20 protein-coding genes are annotated in these 17,941 nt (G+C 65.2%); 8 read left to right on the top strand and 12 right to left on the bottom strand.

Annotation, left to right across the window (positions count from 1 at the left end):
- Positions 1–9: 9 nt before the first annotated feature.
- Complete coding sequence (locus tag JCQ34_RS16455; protein ID WP_286399276.1) at positions 10–2,181, bottom strand: transglycosylase domain-containing protein; 2,172 nt, start codon at positions 2,179–2,181, stop codon at positions 10–12.
- Between the two features lie 179 nt (positions 2,182–2,360).
- On the opposite strand from JCQ34_RS16455, the gene JCQ34_RS16450 reads away from it, so the two are divergent.
- A complete protein-coding gene (locus JCQ34_RS16450) occupies positions 2,361–2,975 on the top strand; it encodes a PadR family transcriptional regulator (protein ID WP_286399273.1) in 615 nt (204 codons plus the stop codon).
- Between the two features lie 3 nt (positions 2,976–2,978).
- On the opposite strand, the gene JCQ34_RS16445 is transcribed toward JCQ34_RS16450, so the two are convergent.
- The 3 genes from JCQ34_RS16445 to JCQ34_RS16435 form a co-directional block, all read right to left on the bottom strand.
- Positions 2,979–4,304: an ammonium transporter gene (locus JCQ34_RS16445; protein WP_286399270.1), complete on the bottom strand. Its 1,326-nt coding sequence runs from the start codon at positions 4,302–4,304 to the stop codon at positions 2,979–2,981.
- A gap of 325 nt (positions 4,305–4,629) precedes the next feature.
- Positions 4,630–5,424, bottom strand: coding sequence for a carbon-nitrogen hydrolase family protein (locus JCQ34_RS16440; RefSeq protein ID WP_286399267.1), 795 nt, complete (start codon positions 5,422–5,424; stop codon positions 4,630–4,632).
- A complete protein-coding gene (locus JCQ34_RS16435; RefSeq protein WP_142132584.1) occupies positions 5,424–5,657 on the bottom strand; it encodes a DUF2630 family protein in 234 nt (77 codons plus the stop codon). Before JCQ34_RS16435 ends, JCQ34_RS16440 begins: the two co-directional genes overlap by 1 nt.
- Positions 5,658–5,742: 85 nt before the next feature.
- Between JCQ34_RS16435 and JCQ34_RS16430 the strand changes: the two genes are divergently transcribed.
- On the top strand, positions 5,743–6,141 hold the full coding sequence (locus JCQ34_RS16430; protein WP_286399264.1) for a hypothetical protein: 399 nt from the start codon (positions 5,743–5,745) through the stop codon (positions 6,139–6,141).
- Between the two features lie 22 nt (positions 6,142–6,163).
- On the opposite strand, the gene JCQ34_RS16425 is transcribed toward JCQ34_RS16430, so the two are convergent.
- The 4 genes from JCQ34_RS16425 to JCQ34_RS16410 all read right to left on the bottom strand — a co-directional run bounded on the left by JCQ34_RS16425 (position 6,164) and on the right by JCQ34_RS16410 (position 8,675).
- On the bottom strand, positions 6,164–6,496 hold the full coding sequence (locus JCQ34_RS16425; RefSeq protein WP_286399261.1) for a DUF202 domain-containing protein: 333 nt from the start codon (positions 6,494–6,496) through the stop codon (positions 6,164–6,166).
- Positions 6,497–6,500: 4 nt separating this feature from the next.
- Positions 6,501–6,905: a YidH family protein gene (locus tag JCQ34_RS16420; RefSeq protein ID WP_286399259.1), complete on the bottom strand. Its 405-nt coding sequence runs from the start codon at positions 6,903–6,905 to the stop codon at positions 6,501–6,503.
- Between the two features lie 127 nt (positions 6,906–7,032).
- Positions 7,033–8,235, bottom strand: a complete 1,203-nt coding sequence (gene lhgO / locus JCQ34_RS16415) for an L-2-hydroxyglutarate oxidase (RefSeq protein WP_286399256.1) — start codon at positions 8,233–8,235, stop codon at positions 7,033–7,035.
- Positions 8,236–8,315: 80 nt separating this feature from the next.
- A complete protein-coding gene (locus JCQ34_RS16410) occupies positions 8,316–8,675 on the bottom strand; it encodes a YnfA family protein (RefSeq protein WP_376977542.1) in 360 nt (119 codons plus the stop codon).
- Positions 8,676–8,729: 54 nt separating this feature from the next.
- Between JCQ34_RS16410 and JCQ34_RS16405 the strand changes: the two genes are divergently transcribed.
- The 3 genes from JCQ34_RS16405 to JCQ34_RS16395 all read left to right on the top strand — a co-directional run bounded on the left by JCQ34_RS16405 (position 8,730) and on the right by JCQ34_RS16395 (position 12,191).
- The gene (locus tag JCQ34_RS16405; RefSeq protein WP_286399253.1) at positions 8,730–9,755 is read left to right on the top strand and encodes an LLM class flavin-dependent oxidoreductase; all 1,026 of its coding nucleotides are present in this window, start codon (positions 8,730–8,732) and stop codon (positions 9,753–9,755) included.
- 143 nt (positions 9,756–9,898) lie between these two features.
- Complete coding sequence (locus tag JCQ34_RS16400; protein WP_286399251.1) at positions 9,899–10,996, top strand: ferredoxin reductase; 1,098 nt, start codon at positions 9,899–9,901, stop codon at positions 10,994–10,996.
- A 13-nt stretch (positions 10,997–11,009) separates the two neighbouring features.
- On the top strand, positions 11,010–12,191 hold the full coding sequence (locus JCQ34_RS16395; protein WP_286399249.1) for a fatty acid desaturase family protein: 1,182 nt from the start codon (positions 11,010–11,012) through the stop codon (positions 12,189–12,191).
- 70 nt (positions 12,192–12,261) lie between these two features.
- Here the strand turns inward: JCQ34_RS16395 and JCQ34_RS16390 are convergent, their stop codons facing one another.
- Together JCQ34_RS16390 and JCQ34_RS16385 are read right to left on the bottom strand one after the other, a co-directional pair.
- On the bottom strand, positions 12,262–13,350 hold the full coding sequence (locus JCQ34_RS16390; protein WP_286399246.1) for a cation diffusion facilitator family transporter: 1,089 nt from the start codon (positions 13,348–13,350) through the stop codon (positions 12,262–12,264).
- Complete coding sequence (locus JCQ34_RS16385) at positions 13,347–13,724, bottom strand: ArsR/SmtB family transcription factor (protein WP_286399244.1); 378 nt, start codon at positions 13,722–13,724, stop codon at positions 13,347–13,349. The genes JCQ34_RS16390 and JCQ34_RS16385 overlap by 4 nt, the downstream gene beginning before the upstream one ends.
- A 163-nt stretch (positions 13,725–13,887) precedes the next feature.
- On the opposite strand from JCQ34_RS16385, the gene JCQ34_RS16380 reads away from it, so the two are divergent.
- Positions 13,888–14,724, top strand: a complete 837-nt coding sequence (locus JCQ34_RS16380; protein WP_286399242.1) for an alpha/beta fold hydrolase — start codon at positions 13,888–13,890, stop codon at positions 14,722–14,724.
- A gap of 83 nt (positions 14,725–14,807) precedes the next feature.
- Here JCQ34_RS16380 and JCQ34_RS16375 read toward each other — a convergent pair whose 3' ends face one another.
- Together JCQ34_RS16375 and JCQ34_RS16370 are read right to left on the bottom strand one after the other, a co-directional pair.
- Positions 14,808–15,233 carry a response regulator transcription factor gene (locus tag JCQ34_RS16375; protein ID WP_286399240.1) on the bottom strand — a complete coding sequence of 142 codons (426 nt, stop codon included), beginning with the start codon at positions 15,231–15,233 and terminating at the stop codon, positions 14,808–14,810.
- A gap of 69 nt (positions 15,234–15,302) precedes the next feature.
- The gene (locus JCQ34_RS16370) at positions 15,303–16,046 is read right to left on the bottom strand and encodes a GAF and ANTAR domain-containing protein (RefSeq protein WP_286404607.1); all 744 of its coding nucleotides are present in this window, start codon (positions 16,044–16,046) and stop codon (positions 15,303–15,305) included.
- A gap of 253 nt (positions 16,047–16,299) precedes the next feature.
- On the opposite strand from JCQ34_RS16370, the gene JCQ34_RS16365 reads away from it, so the two are divergent.
- Together JCQ34_RS16365 and JCQ34_RS16360 are read left to right on the top strand one after the other, a co-directional pair.
- Positions 16,300–16,893, top strand: a complete 594-nt coding sequence (locus JCQ34_RS16365) for an adenylate kinase (RefSeq protein WP_286399237.1) — start codon at positions 16,300–16,302, stop codon at positions 16,891–16,893.
- A gap of 44 nt (positions 16,894–16,937) precedes the next feature.
- Positions 16,938–17,804 carry an NAD-dependent epimerase/dehydratase family protein gene (locus tag JCQ34_RS16360; RefSeq protein ID WP_286399234.1) on the top strand — a complete coding sequence of 289 codons (867 nt, stop codon included), beginning with the start codon at positions 16,938–16,940 and terminating at the stop codon, positions 17,802–17,804.
- The last annotated feature ends 137 nt before the right edge of the window (positions 17,805–17,941 follow it).

Below are 17,941 nucleotides of genomic sequence, written 5' to 3'. Positions count from 1 at the left end.
CGTCCCAGCCTATGGTTTGTAATTGGGGTTGGGCCCGATCATCGAAGCGGGAGGCGGTGCGAATGGGCCTGCTGGGTAGAGCGGCGCCACCTTGAGCATGTAGTTGGCCCACTGCGGGCCGGCAATCATGTACCCGTCCAGGCGGGGGTAGAAGGTGCCGTTAATGGTCACGTTCTGGCCTGCCCGTTTTTGGCCTTCCAGCGCGTCACCGAAGAAGGACGCGGTCACCAGGCCCGTGGTATACCCCAACACCCAGGTGGAGCCATTGTTGTTGGACGTACCGGTCTTGGCAGACGTGGGAACCTTGTCCTGCACTTTCGGGTTGATCCAGACGCCTGAACCCTTTTTCAGGACATCCTGCAGTACCGAGTTGACCCCGCGGGCCACATCCGGCTTGACGGCGTCGTGGCAGTCCGGGGCCTGGGCGGGAAGCTTCGCCCCGGATGCATCCTTGATCTCAACCAGCGCGATGGGAGCGCAGAACCGGCCGTCGGTGGCGAAGGTGGCAAAGGCGTTTGCAAGCGTGAGGGGAGCGACGCCCGTGCCGCCCAGCAGGTTGCCCAGCTGGTGCATGTTGACGGGCGAGCTGTCCAGGCCGCTGTGCAGGCCCACGGCATCCACCATCTTTTGGATGCCGCAGAAATCCAGCTGGGATGCGGAGGCGAAGGTGGCGGTGTTGATGGAGTTGTAGAGGCCGTAGTTGACGGGCATGGGCCGGTAGAAACCGTCTTCGGCATTCTGCAGGTCATCGGCAGCGCCAAGGGCAGGATTCGCCTGGGCCGTGCTGTAGGCCCCAAGCACCTTTCCGCAGCTGTCCCTCCAAGGGAACCCCAGCGGATAGACCCGGCGTGAAGCGTCCACTTCGGCGGTGAGCGTCTTGCCCTCGTTCAGCCACTCGGCAAACGTGAAGGGCTTCATGGTTGATCCCGGCTGGAACCCTCCGGCACCGTTGAGGTCGTTCCCCTGCGCGTCCCTGGCATCCACGTTGAAGTTCAGGTTGGTATCGAACTTTCCGGGCTGCGGAAGGAAAACCGTGTTTTGGGCCATCGCCAGGATCTTGCCGCTGCCGGGTTGGATGCTGAGCAGCGATGCCGCCCAATGGTCCGGGTTTGCCCCTGCCGTTCCGTCCACCTGTGCCTGGGCAGCGGCCTGGAGCCGGCTGTCCAGGGTGGTGACGATGGTCAGGCCGCCGCGGTAGAGCAGCCGTTCGCGTTCAGCCTCAGTGGGGCCATACGCGGGATTGTTCAGGATCAGGTGGGAGATGTAGTCGCAGAAGTACGGGGCCATGGTGGCATTGGCGCAGCCCTGCTGTTGAGGGCTGATCTTCAGTTGAATGGGCGTGGCTACAGCTTCGTCGTGCTGTGCCTGGGTGATCTTGCCCAGCCGCAGCATCTCGCCCAGGACCTGGTTCCGCCGCACGATGGACTTGTCCGGGTTGGTGACCGGGTTGTACAGGGTGGGGCTGTTGACCACGCCGGCCAGCAGGGCCGCCTGGGGGAGCGTGAGGTCCTTCGCGGTGGTGCTGAAGAGGTGGCGTGCTGCGGCTTCGATGCCGTACGCGTTGTTGCTGAAAAACACGATGTTGAGGTAGCCCTCAAGGATCTGGTCCTTGCTGTATTTCTTTTCCAGGGTGATGGCGAGCTTCATCTCCCGCAGCTTGTCGCCGAGGTTCTTTTGCCCGTTCAGCACCACCGCGTCCGGCCGGTCCTGGGCGAGTTGCGCCTCGTTCAGGACGTTTGTCACGTACTGCTGGGTAATGGTGGACGCGCCCTGCTCGCCGCCCTTGGTCAGGTTGGACACCAGCGCCCGCAGTATCCCCTGCGGATCCACGCCGGCGTGCTCATAGAAGCGGCTGTCCTCGATGGCGATGATGCCGTCCTTGATGAAAGGCGACATCTGGTCCAGCGGCACCTGCACCCGGTTTTCCGCATAGAACGTGGCGATTGGCTGCCCATCCGCGGTCAGGACTTTCGTGGCCTGCGACGGCGGCTGCACCGTGAGTTCCGACGGCAGCTTTTCGAAGAAATCAATGGAGGAACTGACCCCCATCCCCGCTGCGGCGACGGCGGGAACCACCAGGCTCGCCACGAGGACGCCGCACATGATGCTGGCTGCCAGGAACCCCAGGATCCTTCCCAAGGCCGCGTTGAAACCGTGCCTGCGCTTCCGCTTCTTCGCCATTTCCTCAGCCCTCGTGCTCGGAGGTGGGACCAGAATACGCTCACGCCAAGGACGGAAACAGGGGCGAAAGGGTCAGGATTTGGTCACGTCCATCCATTGACGGGCGATAGTTACCGATATATCTTTTAAATATCGCTGAAGATAAAGCGACTCTCTATCAATGGAAGGACGATGCCACCATGAACGGCATGTTTGATGACAAAAAACCCGGCCCGGAGTTCGGCCGGGGACGCTTCGAGCGGGGGAGGGGCCACAAAGGTCCGCACGGGCACAGGGGTCCCGGCTTTGGCCCGGGATTCGGTCCCGGTTTCGGGCCAGGCTTTGGCCCGGGTTTTGGTCCCGGCTTCGGGCGGGGCGGCCGGCGGGCCAACCGCGGCGATGTCCGCGCAGCCATCCTCTCGCTGCTGGCCGAGGCCCCTTCGAATGGTTACGGACTGATCAAGACCATCGCCGCAAAGACCGGCGGGATGTGGCGCCCCAGCCCCGGATCCATCTATCCCACCCTGCAGCAGCTGGTGGACGAAGGCCTGATCGAGGCCCTCAGTGAAGGCCGCGGGACCGAGTTTGCCCTGACCGACGCGGGCAAGGCCTACGTGGCGGAGCATGCGGAGGAAATGGAGAACGCGTGGAACGCCGAGCCGGACAGTGCGGACCGGGACTTCCACCAGAGCATTGGCAAGCTCATGGGTGCCATCCACCAGTTCCGCAGCGGAGTGTCGGAAGAACAGCGGGCTGCCGCCATCGAGAAGATGGATGAAACGCGGCGCGCGCTCTACAAGATCCTTGCCGACTAGCTGCTACGCGAAGGAATCTTCCTTTGCGCGCCGATCCGCGGGGACAACAGCAGGAGCGGCTGCGTGGTGGCCCAGCATGTGGCCCAGGCTGCTGAAGCCGGAGCCCATCTCCCCGAAGGCGTATGCGGTCTCGGCGTGCTCGGACAGGTCCACGCCGGCGGTTTCGGCCTCTTGGCTGACGCGGAAGCCCACGCTCTTGTTGATGATTCCGGCAATAACCGCCGTCCCGATGCCGGACAGGAGCAGGGTGATGACGACGGCGGCTGTTTGGGCGATGAGCTGCTGGGCACCGCCGCCGTAGAAGAGTCCCCCGCCCTTGCCGTCTACGGGCAGGGCGATGAAGCCGAGCGACAGGGTACCGATGAGGCCGGCGCCGAGGTGGACGCCCACCACGTCAAGGGAGTCGTCAAGGCCGAAGCGGTATTTGAGGTCCACGAACACGCAGCACGCGGCTCCCGCCACCAGGCCCAGGCCGATTGCTGCCACCGGGCTGATGTTGGCGCAGGACGGGGTGATGGCCACCAGGCCGGCCACAACGCCGGAGGCGGCGCCCAGCGACGTCGGGTGCCCGTGGCGGATCTTTTCGGTGACCAGCCAGCTCAGCATGGCTGCAGAAGGGGCTACCAGGGTGTTGATCCAGATGAGGCCGGCCTGTTCGACGCTGGTTGCCGCCCCGCCGTTGAAACCGAACCAGCCAAACCAGAGAATTGCCGCGCCCAGCATGATGAAGGGGATGTTGTGGGGGCGGTGGTTGGGGTCCTTGGCGAAGCCGTGGCGCTGGCCCACAATGACGGCGAGCACCAGGGCTGCCGTGCCTGAGCTGATTTCGACGACGGCGCCGCCGGCGAAGTCGATAACCTGGCCGAAGATCCGGGTGACGGCCCCGCCGGCACTCATCAGTCCGCCGCCCCAGATCATGTAGGCAAGCGGGCAGTAGATCACCGTGATCCATACCGGCACAAACAACGCCCAGGCGCTGAACTTGGCGCGGTCGGCAATGGCACCGCTGATCAGGGCCACGGTGATGATGGCGAAGGTGGCGCTGTAGCCGGCCTTGAGCAGGTCAGGGGAACCCATCAGGTTCTGTAGTCCGAAGCTGGTGAAGGGATTGCCGAACAGCCCAAGGAAGCCGTTGCCGGTGGTCATCGAGTAACCCCAGAGGACCCACACCACGCCGACAATCCCTGCCGAGATGAAGCTCATCATGATCATGTTGAGGGCCGCCTTGGCGCGGGTCATGCCGCCGTAGAAGAGGCCAAGCCCGGGGGTCATCAGCAGTACCATTGCGGCCGAAATCATCAGCCAGACGTGTTGGGCAGTGATTTCCACCGGTGGGTCCCTTCGCAACGTGATCTTGGTGCGGGACCTGGTTGGCCCCGGAGCATTTCCCCCGGGATCCATTTTTGGCGCAGCGTGTTTCAGCCAATGCCCTCTAAAGTTGCGCCCACGTTACACAAATCGCGCGGGCGTGAAGTTCACGTGTCGGCCATGTTTCCGGAATGTAAACGGCCCCTCCACCGCGGGTGGGCGCAAAAGGCGGGTACCCCTCCAGTTCCCCGTAACGGCGGGCCAAACGGCCCGCCGACCGGTGAGAACCGCCGTCGTCCGCTTTTGTGGCCTCTGTTTCGGGGCCATGAACAGCGCCTCACCAATGTCAGAAGGTACGGGCGTTGGCCAGGACCGGCAGCGCGGCGCGGACGTCGTCCACTGTTGAGGGATCGATATCGACGACGGCGAGTTCCGGCTTGCCGCCCAGAGCCACCACCGGCTTACCCAAGGGGGTGACGACGGCGCTGTGTCCGATTCCGGTGGGTGCCGTTCCTGCCGGGCCCGCGCCGATGGCTTCGGGGTCGCCCTGGCCACAGGCAACCACGAAGGTGGTGCTGTCCAGCGCGCGGGCGCGCACCAGGAGGTCCCACTGTTCCGCCTTGCCGGGACCCGCGCCCCAGGACGCGCACACGATGTTCACCTGCGCTCCCGCATTGGCGTTGGCCGTGAACAAGCCCGGAAAGCGGACGTCATAGCACGTGGCCAGACCGAAGACTGTCCCGTCCAACTCGAAGGTCACAGGCGCTTCCCCCGCATCCACTGTCTTTGACTCCGTGAAGCCGAAGGCGTCGAAAAGGTGGACCTTGTCATAGGAGGCCTCCACCCGGGGGCCGGTGACCAGCAGCGTATTGCGGACCCGGCCGTCCCGGCCCGGAGTGAACATGCCTGCCACGACCGTAATCTCCAGCTCCCGCGCCATCCTGCGGACCTCGCTGGCCCACGGGCCGTCGACGGGTTCGGCGATGTCCTTCAGGGAGTGGCCGAAGGCGCGCATGGTTGCCTCCGGGAAGACCACCAACTGCGCGCCGGCGTTCTTTGCCTGGGCAGCGTAGTCCCACACCAGTTCAAGGTTGGCGGCGGTGTCGGCGCCGCTGATGATTTGGGCAACTGCGATGCGCATTACTGCCGGTAGCCCTCAACCTCGCTGATGGGGCGGGCTTCGGCGTCGTCCGGGTTCTCTCCTGAGTCCTTCTTGGCGCGGCGCTGGCGCAGCAGGTCCCAGCACTGGTCCAGGCTCTCTTCCACGTACTTCAGCCGCGCGGGGTCCGGCTGGCCACCTTCTGAACCCTCCCGCAGCGAGTGCTCCTCCTCCACCAGGGCCTGGATGTGCGTCAAAATATCCTGATCATTCATGGTTTCCCCTTACTCCGGTCCGGTCCCCTTCAGCGTACGTATCAGCTGCTGAAGCCACCAGTCCCCGCGCTGTACCATCAATTTCATGCCCACTGCGCTTGATATGGCAGGTCCCATCCTGGAGGTCCTCACCTGGTTGTGCCTGCCCGCCGGGCTGGGACTGCTCTTCTACACCGGGTTCCTTCGCCGTTTCGTGCACCCCTGGGATGTGGCCGAGGCTGTGGTGTACTCCGATTCCACCGGGGTGGGGTTCCGCTGGTTCGACCGGAAGCACCAGGTGCACAACGCCCCCATGTCCCCGTACGACATCAGGGACATGGCAGTGGGGGACACCCTGCCCATCTACTACCACCCCAAGCGCCCAACGCAGTGGCAGACCGCCAGGCCTGAGGAAGCCGGCAGGACTGCTTCGGTCTTGGGCCGCTGCCTGACCGCAATCGGCTCGGTGGCGTTGCTGGCCGGCTTCGTCCTGCCGATGTTCTAAGGCTGTTGGCTGACCCGCGCCGCTAGCTGACGAAGACCACCAGGATGCCGAGGACGCCCAGGAGTACCCCGGCCAGAGAGGTCCACAGTACGGCGGGCAGGTCCGCCTCGATGCTCTCGCCTGCCAAACCGTGGGACCTCTTCAGGTAGCGGCGGCGCTGGGTGAGGTAGATGGCAAGGGCAGCGCCGCCGGACACCACCGGCAGCATCAGGATGGGCGCCCCGTAGGTGGGAAGCCAGCGCAGGAAGAATGCGCTCGCCGTCACCAGCGCCAACATGGTCCGGCCCCACGCGAGGGCGGTCCGCTCGGGCTGCAGGCCGGGATCACCGTGGGGGCTGGGTGCGCGGGAAGCCACAGGATCAGCGCCAGAGAATAAAGACCAGTACGACGGCGGCCGCCAGCGCGCCTGCCCCGGCCAGCAACGGCACGAAAAGCGGCAGGGGGAGCGGGGCCTTGCTGCGCATGCTGCGCTCCACGCGAAGCCACCGGACCGCGGCGCCGCCGCTGAGCATCATGCCCAGCAGCAGCAACAGTACCGCCAAGCCCTTCCGGACCGGCTCGATGAAAAGACCCGAAGTGAATGCCTCGAGGGCGATGCCGCCCGCCAGCAGTGCCAAGGATGTGCGGATCCAGGCCAGGAAGGTGCGCTCGTTCGCAAGGGTGAAGCGCGGGTCCGGTTCCTCGCCACCCGGCAGCAGCCGTTCGGCGATTCTTCCGCGCGACGGCGTAGTTTCACGCCTGCGCGGCTGCTCACTGTTGATCACCGGGTCAGTTTAGCCGTGCGTGAATGGTGCGTACGGACACCCGATTTGGAAACTAAGCATGCTTGCTATTAGTTTGGTTCCAGCCTCTCCGTTTTGGCCCCCCAATCAAGCGGAGAGGCTTCCACTTTCAGGCGGCGTGCCGGAGCGCAGCTTTGCCTGCCAAATGCTCGCCAATCGGCAGGGCGGCTGTGGCGGCGGGCGACGGTGCGTTCAGCACGTGGATCATCCGGTCCGTCTCAGCCAGCAGGAAGTCATGGAGGAGCGTACCGTCACGGCGCACGGCCTGGGCCCTGATGCCGGCCTCGTAGGGCAGCAGGTCCGCCTTGGCCAGGCCGGGTGCGTATTTACGGCACTCCTGCAGGTAGCTTCCCTTGAACAGCGAGTTCCTGGCTTCGCGCACCGCGGTGGCGGCGTTGGACCAGGCCACGTGCCAGAGTCCTGGGAAGCGCACAAAGCGGGCCACGTCCTTCATGTCCACGGAAAACTTGGGATACCCCTCGCGGGCCAGGCCCAGCACCGCGTTGGGTCCCACCGTGATGCTGCCGTCGATGGTTGGGGTGAGGTGCACGCCCAGGAAGGGCAGCTCCGGGTCCGGTACGGGGTAGATGAGGTGGCGGACGTAGTCCGATTTGGCTGCGGGCAGCTCAAAGTACTCGCCGCGGAAGGGGATGATCTGGACGTCGATGGCCATTCCGGCCAGTTCCGCCAGCCGGTCCGACTGCAGGCCGGCGCAGGCCACCAGCCGGCGGCAGGAATAACGTTCCTGGCCGGTGCCCACCTCCACGCGGTCCGGATGTTCCACGATGGAGCTCACCTTGGCTCCCGTGACAACGCGTCCGCCGGCCTCCGTGACGAGTTCCGCCAGCCTGCGCGCCACCTCCCGGTAGTCCACGATGCCGGTGCTGGGAATGAACAGGGCGCCCAGCCCTGAAATGTTGGGCTCGCGCCGGCTGAGTTCTGCCTGGTCGATGCGTTCGCAGTCAAGTTCGTGGACGGCAGCCCGTTCCTCCAGGCCGTCCAGCCGGGCCAGCTCCACCTCTGAGGCAGCCACCAACAGCTTGCCCGGCTCGGCGTACCTGATGCCGTGCTCCCGGCAGAAGTCCTTGGTCTGCTGCGCCCCGGCCTTGCTGAACCGCGCCTTCAGGCTGCCCGGGGCGTAGTAGATGCCCGAATGGATCACGCCGCTGTTGTGGCCGGTCTGGTGGGATGCCAGCGTTTCCGCGGCCTCGAGCAGGACCAGCGAGGCTCCCGGCTGCTTCCGCAGCAGCTGGTAGGCGGTTGCCAGGCCCACAATCCCGCCGCCGATAACGCAGTAGTCTGTCCGCTCCACAGCCCCGCCTTTCGTTGTGGCTAGATCCTAACCACCAGCCTGCCGTTTTGCCCCCGCTGTTTTATCAGCCGTCCCACTGCTTATCCGCCGCTCCGCGGGGCAAACATAATCACCGCTACGCCCAGCAGGCACACCAGGGATCCGGCGATGTCCCACCGGTCCGGGCGGAAGCCGTCAAAGGCCATGCCCCATGCCAGGGAACCCGCCACAAACACTCCGCCATAGGCAGCGAGGATCCTCCCGAAGTGCGCATCCGGCTGGAGGGTGGCCACGAAGCCATAAACGCCAAGCGCAATGACCCCGAGCCCCGCCCACCACCAGTCCTTACCTTCACGGACGGCCTGCCACACCAGCCACGCCCCGCCGATTTCCGCGCCGGCGGCAAGCACGAACAGCACAATCGTTTTGAAAATGTTGATGGTTTCTTCCGGAATGCCCACGCAGCCATCATGCCAGCCGGGAATGCGGCCGCCGCCCGGGCAGTTGGGGGAGGTATGGAGCGTATTGGATTCCTTTCATTTGGCCACTGGGGCCCCGGCCAGGGTTCCCGCACCAGGACAGCGGCGGACGCCCTGCTCCAGGGAATTGACCTGTCGGTTGCCGCTGAGGAACTGGGAGTGGACGGCGCGTTCTTCCGCGTCCACCACTTCGCGCGCCAGCAGGCATCGCCGTTTCCGCTCCTGTCCGCCATCGCCGCCCGCACCAGCCGGATCGAGATCGGTACCGGCGTCATCGATATGCGCTACGAAAATCCGCTGTATATGGCGGAGGAGGCCGCAGCGGCGGACCTGATCAGCGGCGGCAGGCTGCAGTTGGGCATCAGCCGTGGTTCACCCGAGCCCGCGCTGGAAGGCGCCTCAGCTTTTGGCTACCGCCCGGAGCCGGGGGAGGCCGACGCTGACATGGCCCGGCGCCACACCGAAGTCTTCCGCAAGGCCATCACCGGTGCCGGTATGGCACAGGCCGATCCCCGCTACGCCGGCGGCGCCACGGGACTCCTGCCTATCCAGCCGCAGTCCCCGGGACTGGCGGAACGGATCTGGTGGGGTGCCGGCACCAGGAAAACAGCGGTGTGGGCCGCGAAACTGGGCATGAACCTCATGAGCTCCACCCTGCTCACCGAGGACACCGGCGTTCCCTTCCATGAGCTTCAGGCCGAACAAATCCAGCTGTTCAGAGATGCGTGGGCCGCGGCAGGACACCCCCATGCCCCACGTGTTTCGGTCAGCCGGAGCGTCCTGCCAATTGTTGATGAAGAGGACAACTACTACTTCGCAGGCAGCGCCCTCCGCGACGGCCGGGACCAGGTTGGCGTCATTGACGGCACCACCGCCCGGTTTGGCAAGAGCTATGTGGGGCCGCCGGACCACCTGGCGGAGCAGCTCGCTGCCGACACTGCAGTACAGGCGGCGGACACCCTGCTGCTGACCGTCCCCAACCAGCTGGGCGTGGATTTCAACGCCAAGCTGCTGGGCACCATCGTGGAGCACGTTGCCCCGGCCCTGGGATGGAGCCGATAGGACGCTGGGAACTATTTGCGAGACCTAACCGTTACTCTTGAAGTGCGGTGTGGGGGCTTCGCGCCCCAACTACACTGTGACTGCTGAACGGTCATATGACGGAGAGAGAGAAATATGGCTCGCGCCGCCCTAGGCTTTGACGCATGATCCGGCTACGACAGCTGGCCCAGGCGGCTTCAGTACTCACCACCCCCTTGGCGCCCGAGGACATCCTCTCGCTTTTCAACCCGGTCTACTCTGCCCGGCAGCTGCGGGGCGTGGTCACCCGGGTGGTCCAGGAGACCGCCCAGTCCGCCACCATCTTCTTCCGCCCCGGCCGCGGCTGGAAAGCGCATCTTGCAGGGCAGTGGGCGCGCATCGGCGTCGAACTCGACGGTGTCCGCCACTGGCGGTCCTACTCGCTCAGCGCCCCCGCCGGCAAGGACCCGGCCATCACCGTGACCGATGTCGGTGCGGTATCCGGCACCCTGGTGCGCACCACCAAGCCCGGCGATGTCCTGTTCCTGGCCCCGCCGCAGGGTGATTTCGTCCTGCCGGAGCATCCCCGTCCGCTCCTGATGGTCACGGCCGGCAGCGGCATCACCCCGGTGATGTCCATGATCCGTACCCTGGTCCCACGGCGCCCGGATGCCGACGTCGTGCTGGTCCATTCAGCCCGCACGCGGGATGACAGCCTGTTCCGTGAGGAACTGGCTGAGCTTGCCGACCAGTTCCCGAATTTCCGGCTGGCGCACTGGTACACCGGGGAGCAGGGCCGCATGGACTTCTCCAGCACCAAGGAGCTGGACGAGATCTGCCCGGACTGGAAGGAACGGGCAGCCTACGCCTGCGGCCCGGACAGCTTCCTTGATGACGCCGAGGCGTTGTGGAAGCGGGCTGCCCTGACCACACGGGCGCCCGGCACTGACGTCGCCGTGGCGGGAGACGCCGGCAATCTGATGATCGAACGCTTCAACACCACCTTTAGCGCCGCTGTGGGGCACGACGGCGGCCTGGTCACCTTCGAAGCCAGCGACCGGGAGGTGGAGGCCGACGGCGACACCCCCATCCTGGACATCGGCGAGGACGCCGGGGTGCTGATGCCCAGCGGTTGCCGTATGGGCATCTGCCACAGTTGCCTCACGCCATTGCTGGCAGGGCAGGTCCGCGACCTCCGTACCGGAGAAATCCACGGCGAACCCGGCCAACTGATCCAAACGTGTGTCTCGGCAGCCGCCGGACCCGTCAACCTCGAACTCTGAGGAGCAGTACCGTATGTCTGTCATCTCACCCACCAAAACCACCGCCGCAGGTGCCAACGCGGGCTCCTCACGCACTCGCCCCGGAAAGCTGGCCGAATCGGGCAGCCCCACCGTCAGGCCGCCGGCAGCCGCGCACCTTTCGGATGAACAGGTGGCGGAACTGGGCCGCGAGCTCGACGCCATCCGGGACGAGATCCTGGCCAAGCGGGGCGCGGAGGACGCCGCCTACATCCGCCGCATGATCAAGATCCAGCGCGGCCTGGAGCTCTCCGGCCGCGCCGCACTGCTGGTGGGCAAGAACAAGGCCGCCTGGGTCACAGGCACAACGCTGCTGAGCCTGGCCAAGATCCTGGAAAACATGGAACTGGGGCACAACATCCTGCACGGCCAGTGGGACTGGATGCGGGACCCGGACATCCACTCCACCACCTGGGAATGGGACTTCGTCACTCCGTCCCGGTCGTGGCAGCACACCCACAATGACCTGCACCACCGCTGGACCAACGTGGTGGGCAAGGACAACGACGTCGGATACAACCTCCTGCGCATGGACGAGCAGCAGCCGTGGAAGCCCATCAACCTGGCCAACCCGCTGTTCAACGCCATCCTGGCACCGGTCTTTGAGTGGGGCATTGCCATCTATGACCTCGAGCTGACCGAGTACAGGGAAGGCACCAAGTCCAAGGAGGCCCTGCTCAAGGACCTTCAGGCGCTGGGCAAGAAGGTCATCACCCAGTTCACCAAGGACTACGCCGCAACCCCCGCCCTGGCCATGCTGACCGGCTCCGCCAAGCAGGCCCTGTTTGGCACCATTGCCGCCAACGCCATCCGCAACGTCTGGGCCCATGCGGTGATCTTCTGCGGCCACTTCCCGGAAGGCACCGACACCTTTACCGAGGAAATGGTTGACGGGGAGACCCGCGGAGACTGGTACGTGCGCCAGATGATCGGTTCGGCGAACATCTCGGGGTCGAAGTTCATGCACCTCATGACCGGAAACCTCTCGCACCAGATCGAGCACCACCTCTTCCCGGACCTGCCTTCCAACCGGTATGCGGAGGTGGCGCCCAGGGTCCGCGAGATCTGCCAGCGCTACGGCCTGAAGTACACCACCGGTCCGCTGGTGAAACAGGTGGGTTCGTCCTGGGCCAAGGTCTTCAAACTGGCGCTGCCCGGAAAGACCGCCCGCGCCTAGCGGAATCCATTAATACAGAAGTGACCCGGCTGGCCCTGCCAGCCGGGTCACTTCTGTTTTAGTGCCGCTGTTACCGCCGGCTGGCTGGGGCCAGGAGCATATGGTCCAGTTTGGGCAGCGCATGCCGGAGCTGGTGCTCTGCGCGGTGAAGGGTTTCTTCCGCCTCCGACAACGCGGTGTCCGCCAGTTCGACGCGGACCGACCCCTGCAGCCGGTGGCCGGACCAGCGCAGCTGCAGGTGCTGGACTGAAAGCACGCCCGGCGTCTGCGCCAGCGCGGCCTCCGCACGTGACACCAGTTCCGGCTCGATGCCGTCCATCAGCCGGCGCCCGATGCTGCGGACCGTGCCCCACAGCAGCACCATGATGGCAGCGGAGATGACGAGCCCGACGATCGGGTCCGCCAGCGGAAAGCCGAGCATGACGCCCACGGCGCCGACCACCACGGCCAGCGAGGTGAAGCCGTCCGTCCGGGCGTGCACGCCGTCCGCAACAAGCGCGGCGGAACCGATCCTGCGGCCGACCCGGATCCGGTAAATCGCCACCGCTTCGTTTCCTGCAAAGCCGATCAGGCCTGCCGCCATGACCCAGCCCAGGTTCTGCAGCGGCTGCGGATTGATCAGCCGCTGCACCGACTGCCAGCCGGCCACGACGGCCGAGAGGGCCACCACGGCCACGATGAACAGGCCGGCCAAGTCCTCGGCCCTGCCGTAGCCGTAGGTGTACCGGCGGGTGGCGGCCCTGCGCCCCAGGATGAACGCAATCCACAGGGGCACCGCGGTCAGGGCGTCGGAAAAGTTGTGGATGGTGTCCGCCAGCAGGGCCACCGAACTGCTGAACAGGACCACCACGAACTGCAGAACGGTGGTGGCCAGCAGAAGGAACATGCTGATTTTCAGCGCCCGGATGCCCTCGGTGCTGGCCTCCATCGCATCGTCGATCGAATCGGCGGCATCGTGCGTATGCGGGACGAACAGCTCGATCAGCCAACCCTTGAAGCCGGAGTGGTGATGATGCCCGTGGTCGTGGTCGTGGTCGTGGTCGTGGTCGTGGCTGTGCCCATGGCTGTGGTCGTGGCCGTGATCATGCCCGTGCCCGGCGTGGCCGTCCTCGTGGGGGTGGCTGTGCGCATGCGTCGACTCCTGATGCGGCCCGGTCATGAAGCGCTCCTGTCTGCAGTGTGGGCGGGAACGCGGTGGTGCGCGGGCTCCCCGCCGAGTGCGTGCTCGGCTTGGAAGATGGCGTCGGCCACCAACTGGCGGGCGTGCTCATTCTCCAGCCGGTACAGCACCCGCGTGCCCTCCTGCCGCGTGGACACCATCCTGGCGAGGCGCATCTTGGCCAGGTGCTGGGAGACGGCGGCGGGGGATTTGCCCACCACATCGGCCAGGGCTCCCACCGCCATCTCGCCGTCACGCAGCGCCAGGATGATCCGCACCCTGGTGGCGTCGGCCAGCATGGCGAAGACCTCCACCGCCAGCTCCACATACTGGCTGTCTGTGCCCAACGAGCAAGCATTAGTATCTGCATTCATGCGCATATAGTGTCATAACTTCAGCCCTGGAGCACAATTTGGGCAGTCCCGCTGCGGTCGAATTCAGGCCTGCTCCCGGGCGGCGGCGCACCCTAAAGTAGGAGGTGCACGGCCACGGCGCTCCGCCTGCCGCCCTGATCAGTCTCGAAAGGAATTCGCCCCGATGGCTTTCATCACCGTAGGTACCGAGAACAGCACTGATATCGAGCTCTACTACGAGGACCACGGCTCGGGCCAGCCCGTGGTGCTGATCCATGGCTACCCGCTGGATGGCTCCTCCTGGGAGAAGCAGACCGCGGCTCTCCTGGGTGCGGGCTACCGGGTTATCACGTACGACCGCCGCGGTTTCGGCAAATCCAGCAAGCCCACGGAGGGCTATGACTACGACACCTTCGCTGCGGACCTCAACACCCTGCTCACCACCCTGGACCTGAACGACGTCGTACTGGTGGGCTTCTCCATGGGAACCGGCGAGGTGGGCCGCTACCTGGGCACCTACGGCTCCGTCCGCGTCGCCCGTGCCGCGTTCCTGGGCTCACTGGAGCCGTACCTGCTTAAGACCGACGACAACCCCGACGGCGTCCCGCAGGACGTGTTCGACGGCCTCAAGGAAGCTGTTACTGCTGACCGGTACGCCTTCTTCTCCGAGTTCTTCAAGAACTTCTACAACGCGGACACCTTCCTGGGCACCCCGCGCCTCAGCCAGGAAGCGGTGAACGCCAGCTGGAACCTTGCTGCAAGCGCCGGTGCCACCGCATCGGTCGCCGCCCAGCCCACCTGGCTCACCGACTTCCGCCAGGACATCCCCAAGATCGATGTTCCGGCCCTGATCGTGCACGGCACCGCCGACAACATCCTCCCCATCGATTCCACCGGGCGGCTGTTCGCCAAGGCACTGCCCAGCGCTGAGTACGTGGAGATCGAAGGCGCACCGCACGGCCTGCTGTGGACGCATGCCGCAGAGGTCAACCAGGCGCTGCTCGGCTTCCTTTCCAAGTAGGCGCTGACGGAAGAAGGGCGACGGCGGCTGCCCGCCGCCGTCGCCCTTCTTCCCAACGGCCGTTCCCGGCCAGGGCGTTGTGCCTAGGCGTGGGGTTCGCCTGCCGTTGTCTGTTTCCGGGACGCAGGCTGTTCTAACGGCGGTGTTGATGCCACAAGTTGCCGTGCCAGCTCTTTCAGTTCCCCTGGACGGAACGGCTTGGTGAGATAGCCGGCAGCCCCTGACGCCATGCCGGCCAGCACGTCGTCGTTCTCGGAACGTGCCGTCAGGAACAACAGGGGTGCGGTGGTGAGGGCACGGATGGCGCGGGCCACCACGTGCCCGTCCATATCCGGCAGGCCAAGGTCCAGGGTGACCAGGGCGATGGCGGGATCAGCAGCGGCGGCGATGCCCTCTGCCCCCGTGCCCACGGCTGTCACTTCAAAGCCCGCACGGGACAGGACCACTGTGATCAGTCCCCGGATATCGTCGTCATCCTCCACGACAAGGCAAACACGCTGCTGTTCCATTCAAGGCCCCCCGGCGAAAAGTTGGCACCAGTCTACTGGTGGCGGAACACCTTGCCGCAGACCGCCGTCCTAGCCGTCGTAATGTGTACGCGCAGGCCCCTGGCCCAAGGCATTCACAACGGCAGCGGCCACATCGTGCAGCTTGGTGTTTCGGGTACTCGATGCCGTCTTCAGGATGCCGAACGCGTCCTGCTGGCTGCACCGGTTCTGGGCCATGATGATTCCCACCGCCATATCGATGACCGTGCGGGATTCCAGCGTGGCGCGGAGGTTCGCCGCCGTTTCGCTGTAATGCGCAAAGCGGACTGCGAGGCGGAGCGCCAGCGAGGTCTGGCTGACGAAATCCTCGGCGAACGCCAGCACCCGGCCTTCAAAGCGGTTGGCCCGACGGGAGTACAGCAGCAGCGCAGCCTTGGTTTCCCCTTCAAGCCGGAAAGGAAGCGCCGCGACCGATTGGACGCCCTGGGCAACGACGGCAGAGGAGTATTCCGGCCAGCGGTCATCCCCGGCAAGGTTCGGCGCGTGCACAGTCTCCTGGGCGGTGATTGCGGTGAGGCTGGGCGTTTCTGCAAACCTGTGCTCAAGCCGGCCGAGGGCCTTGGCTTCTTGGCTGCTGCTGGCGATTGTGGCTGTTTTCCGCTGCCGGAGCAGGGTGATGGCACACAGCATTTCATCGCCGGGCTCGGAGAGGTTGCGGGCGGACACCTGCGCCAGCTCCGTAAGGAAGTCCTCAACGTCGGAGCTGTTGAGGACCAGTTCATGCAGGTGTTCGGTAATGGATGTATCGGTTTTTGCTGTTGACTCGCTGGCCACGGTTCCTGGTGCCATTCGTTCAGGTCAAAACGAGCCTGCAACACACAAACGCCCCGCAACTGGGCGGGGAGCCGGTGATGGTCGCTGGATCGACGAACTTTCCAACGGCCTGCTGCTAAACCGATAACCAGAGTATATACATTCGGGGCGGCACGAAGCCCACAACCACTTGGGGCGGTGACGCCGTTTGCCGGCGCTGGAAAAGGGTACCGGTCACAATGAAGCGGGTAACGCCCCGGGGAAGGGCAGGAACATGACCAGGCTCCTCATCATCGGCCCACCAGGCTCCGGCAAAGGGACACAGGCAGAACACTTGGCGCGGCACTTCGGAGTGCCCGCCGTTTCCACCGGTGACATCTTCCGGAGCAACGTCAGCCGGCAGACAGAGCTCGGAAACCAGGCCGCGGACTACCTGGACGGCGGCCACTTCGTGCCGGACCATCTCACCAACGCGCTGGTGCAGGACCGCCTCCTTGAACACGATGTCCGGCACGGCTTCCTGCTGGACGGGTATCCGCGGACAGCGCCGCAGGCAACCGAACTCGACAACATGCTCGCGGCGCAGGGACATGCGCTGGACGCAGTTATCGAACTGCAGGCGCCGGACGCGGAACTGGAGGAGCGGATGCGCCGCCGTGCGCTGGAACAGGGACGAACGGATGACACCATCGACGTCTTCCGGCGCCGGCTGGACCTCTACCGCCGGGAGACGCATGAAGTAGTCTCGGTGTACGCGGGCCGGGGCATCCTGGTGTCCGTCAACGGCAGCGGTGATCCGGGAGCGATTACCGGCCTGGCGATCGCCGCCGTCGAACAGTTCCTGGCAGCCCCGCGTCCCCCGTCCTGACCGAAACACCACACGGAGAAGCACTCGAACAGAAGGAAACACTGATGAGAATTGCCGTTACAGGCGGAAACGGAAAACTGGGGCGGCACGTGGTGCGCAGGCTCACCGACGACGGCCACCAGGTCCTCACCCTGGACCGCGCAGGTGACCGCAGCCCGGACCTGCTGATGGTGGACCTGCGCAATTATGGCCAGGTGGTGGACGCGCTGCTGGGCGTTGATGACCGGCATGACGGGTTCGACGCCGTGGTGCACCTAGGTGCCATTCCTGCCCCCGGCATCCTTCCGGACGCAGCAACGTTTGAAAACAACATGCTCTCCACCTACAACGTCTTCCAGGCGGCACGCCGCGCGGGCATTAAGAAGGTGGTGTACGCCTCCAGCGAGACAGTGCTGGGGCTGCCGTTCGACATCGACCCGCCCTACATCCCGGTGGACGAGGAATACCCGCCCCGGCCGGAGAGCACCTACTCCCTGGTGAAGACCCTGGAGGAGCGGATGGCCGTGGAAATGACGCGGTGGGACCCGGAACTGAGCATCACGGGCCTGCGGTTCTCCAACGTCATGGACGAAGCCGACTATGCGCGGTTCCCCTCCTTCGACGAGGACGCAACCCTGCGGAAGTGGAACCTCTGGGGCTACATCGACGGCAGGGACGGTGCCCAGGCCGTGGCACGGGCACTGGAGAACGCCAAGCCAGGGTTCGAAGCCTTCATCATTGCCAATGCAGATACCGTCATGAGCCGGTCAAGCGCCAGCCTGGCCGCTGAGGTCTTCCCGGACGTCAAGGTCACCAAGGACCTGGGCGAGCACGAAACGATGCTGTCCATCGACAAGGCGCGGCGCCTGCTGGGTTTCGAACCCGAGCACAGCTGGCGGAACCACGTTCCGGCAGCCACCCGCGCCGGCTAAAACCAGCAAAAACGCCGGCCCGCAGGAATCCCCAAGGGTTGGCACAGGATCATCCAAGGAGCCGGAAGCCACACGCTTCCGGCTCCTATCCTTTTGGTACAGCCACCGTCTGTCCGGCTCCCGGGAAGGATTCCCCC

It is taken from the genome of Pseudarthrobacter defluvii (assembly GCF_030323865.1).
Taxonomy (GTDB): Bacteria; Actinomycetota; Actinomycetes; order Actinomycetales; family Micrococcaceae; genus Arthrobacter; species Arthrobacter sedimenti.
The sequence above is the reverse complement of the archived record's forward strand: the minus strand, read 5'-3'. Positions and strand labels throughout refer to the sequence as shown.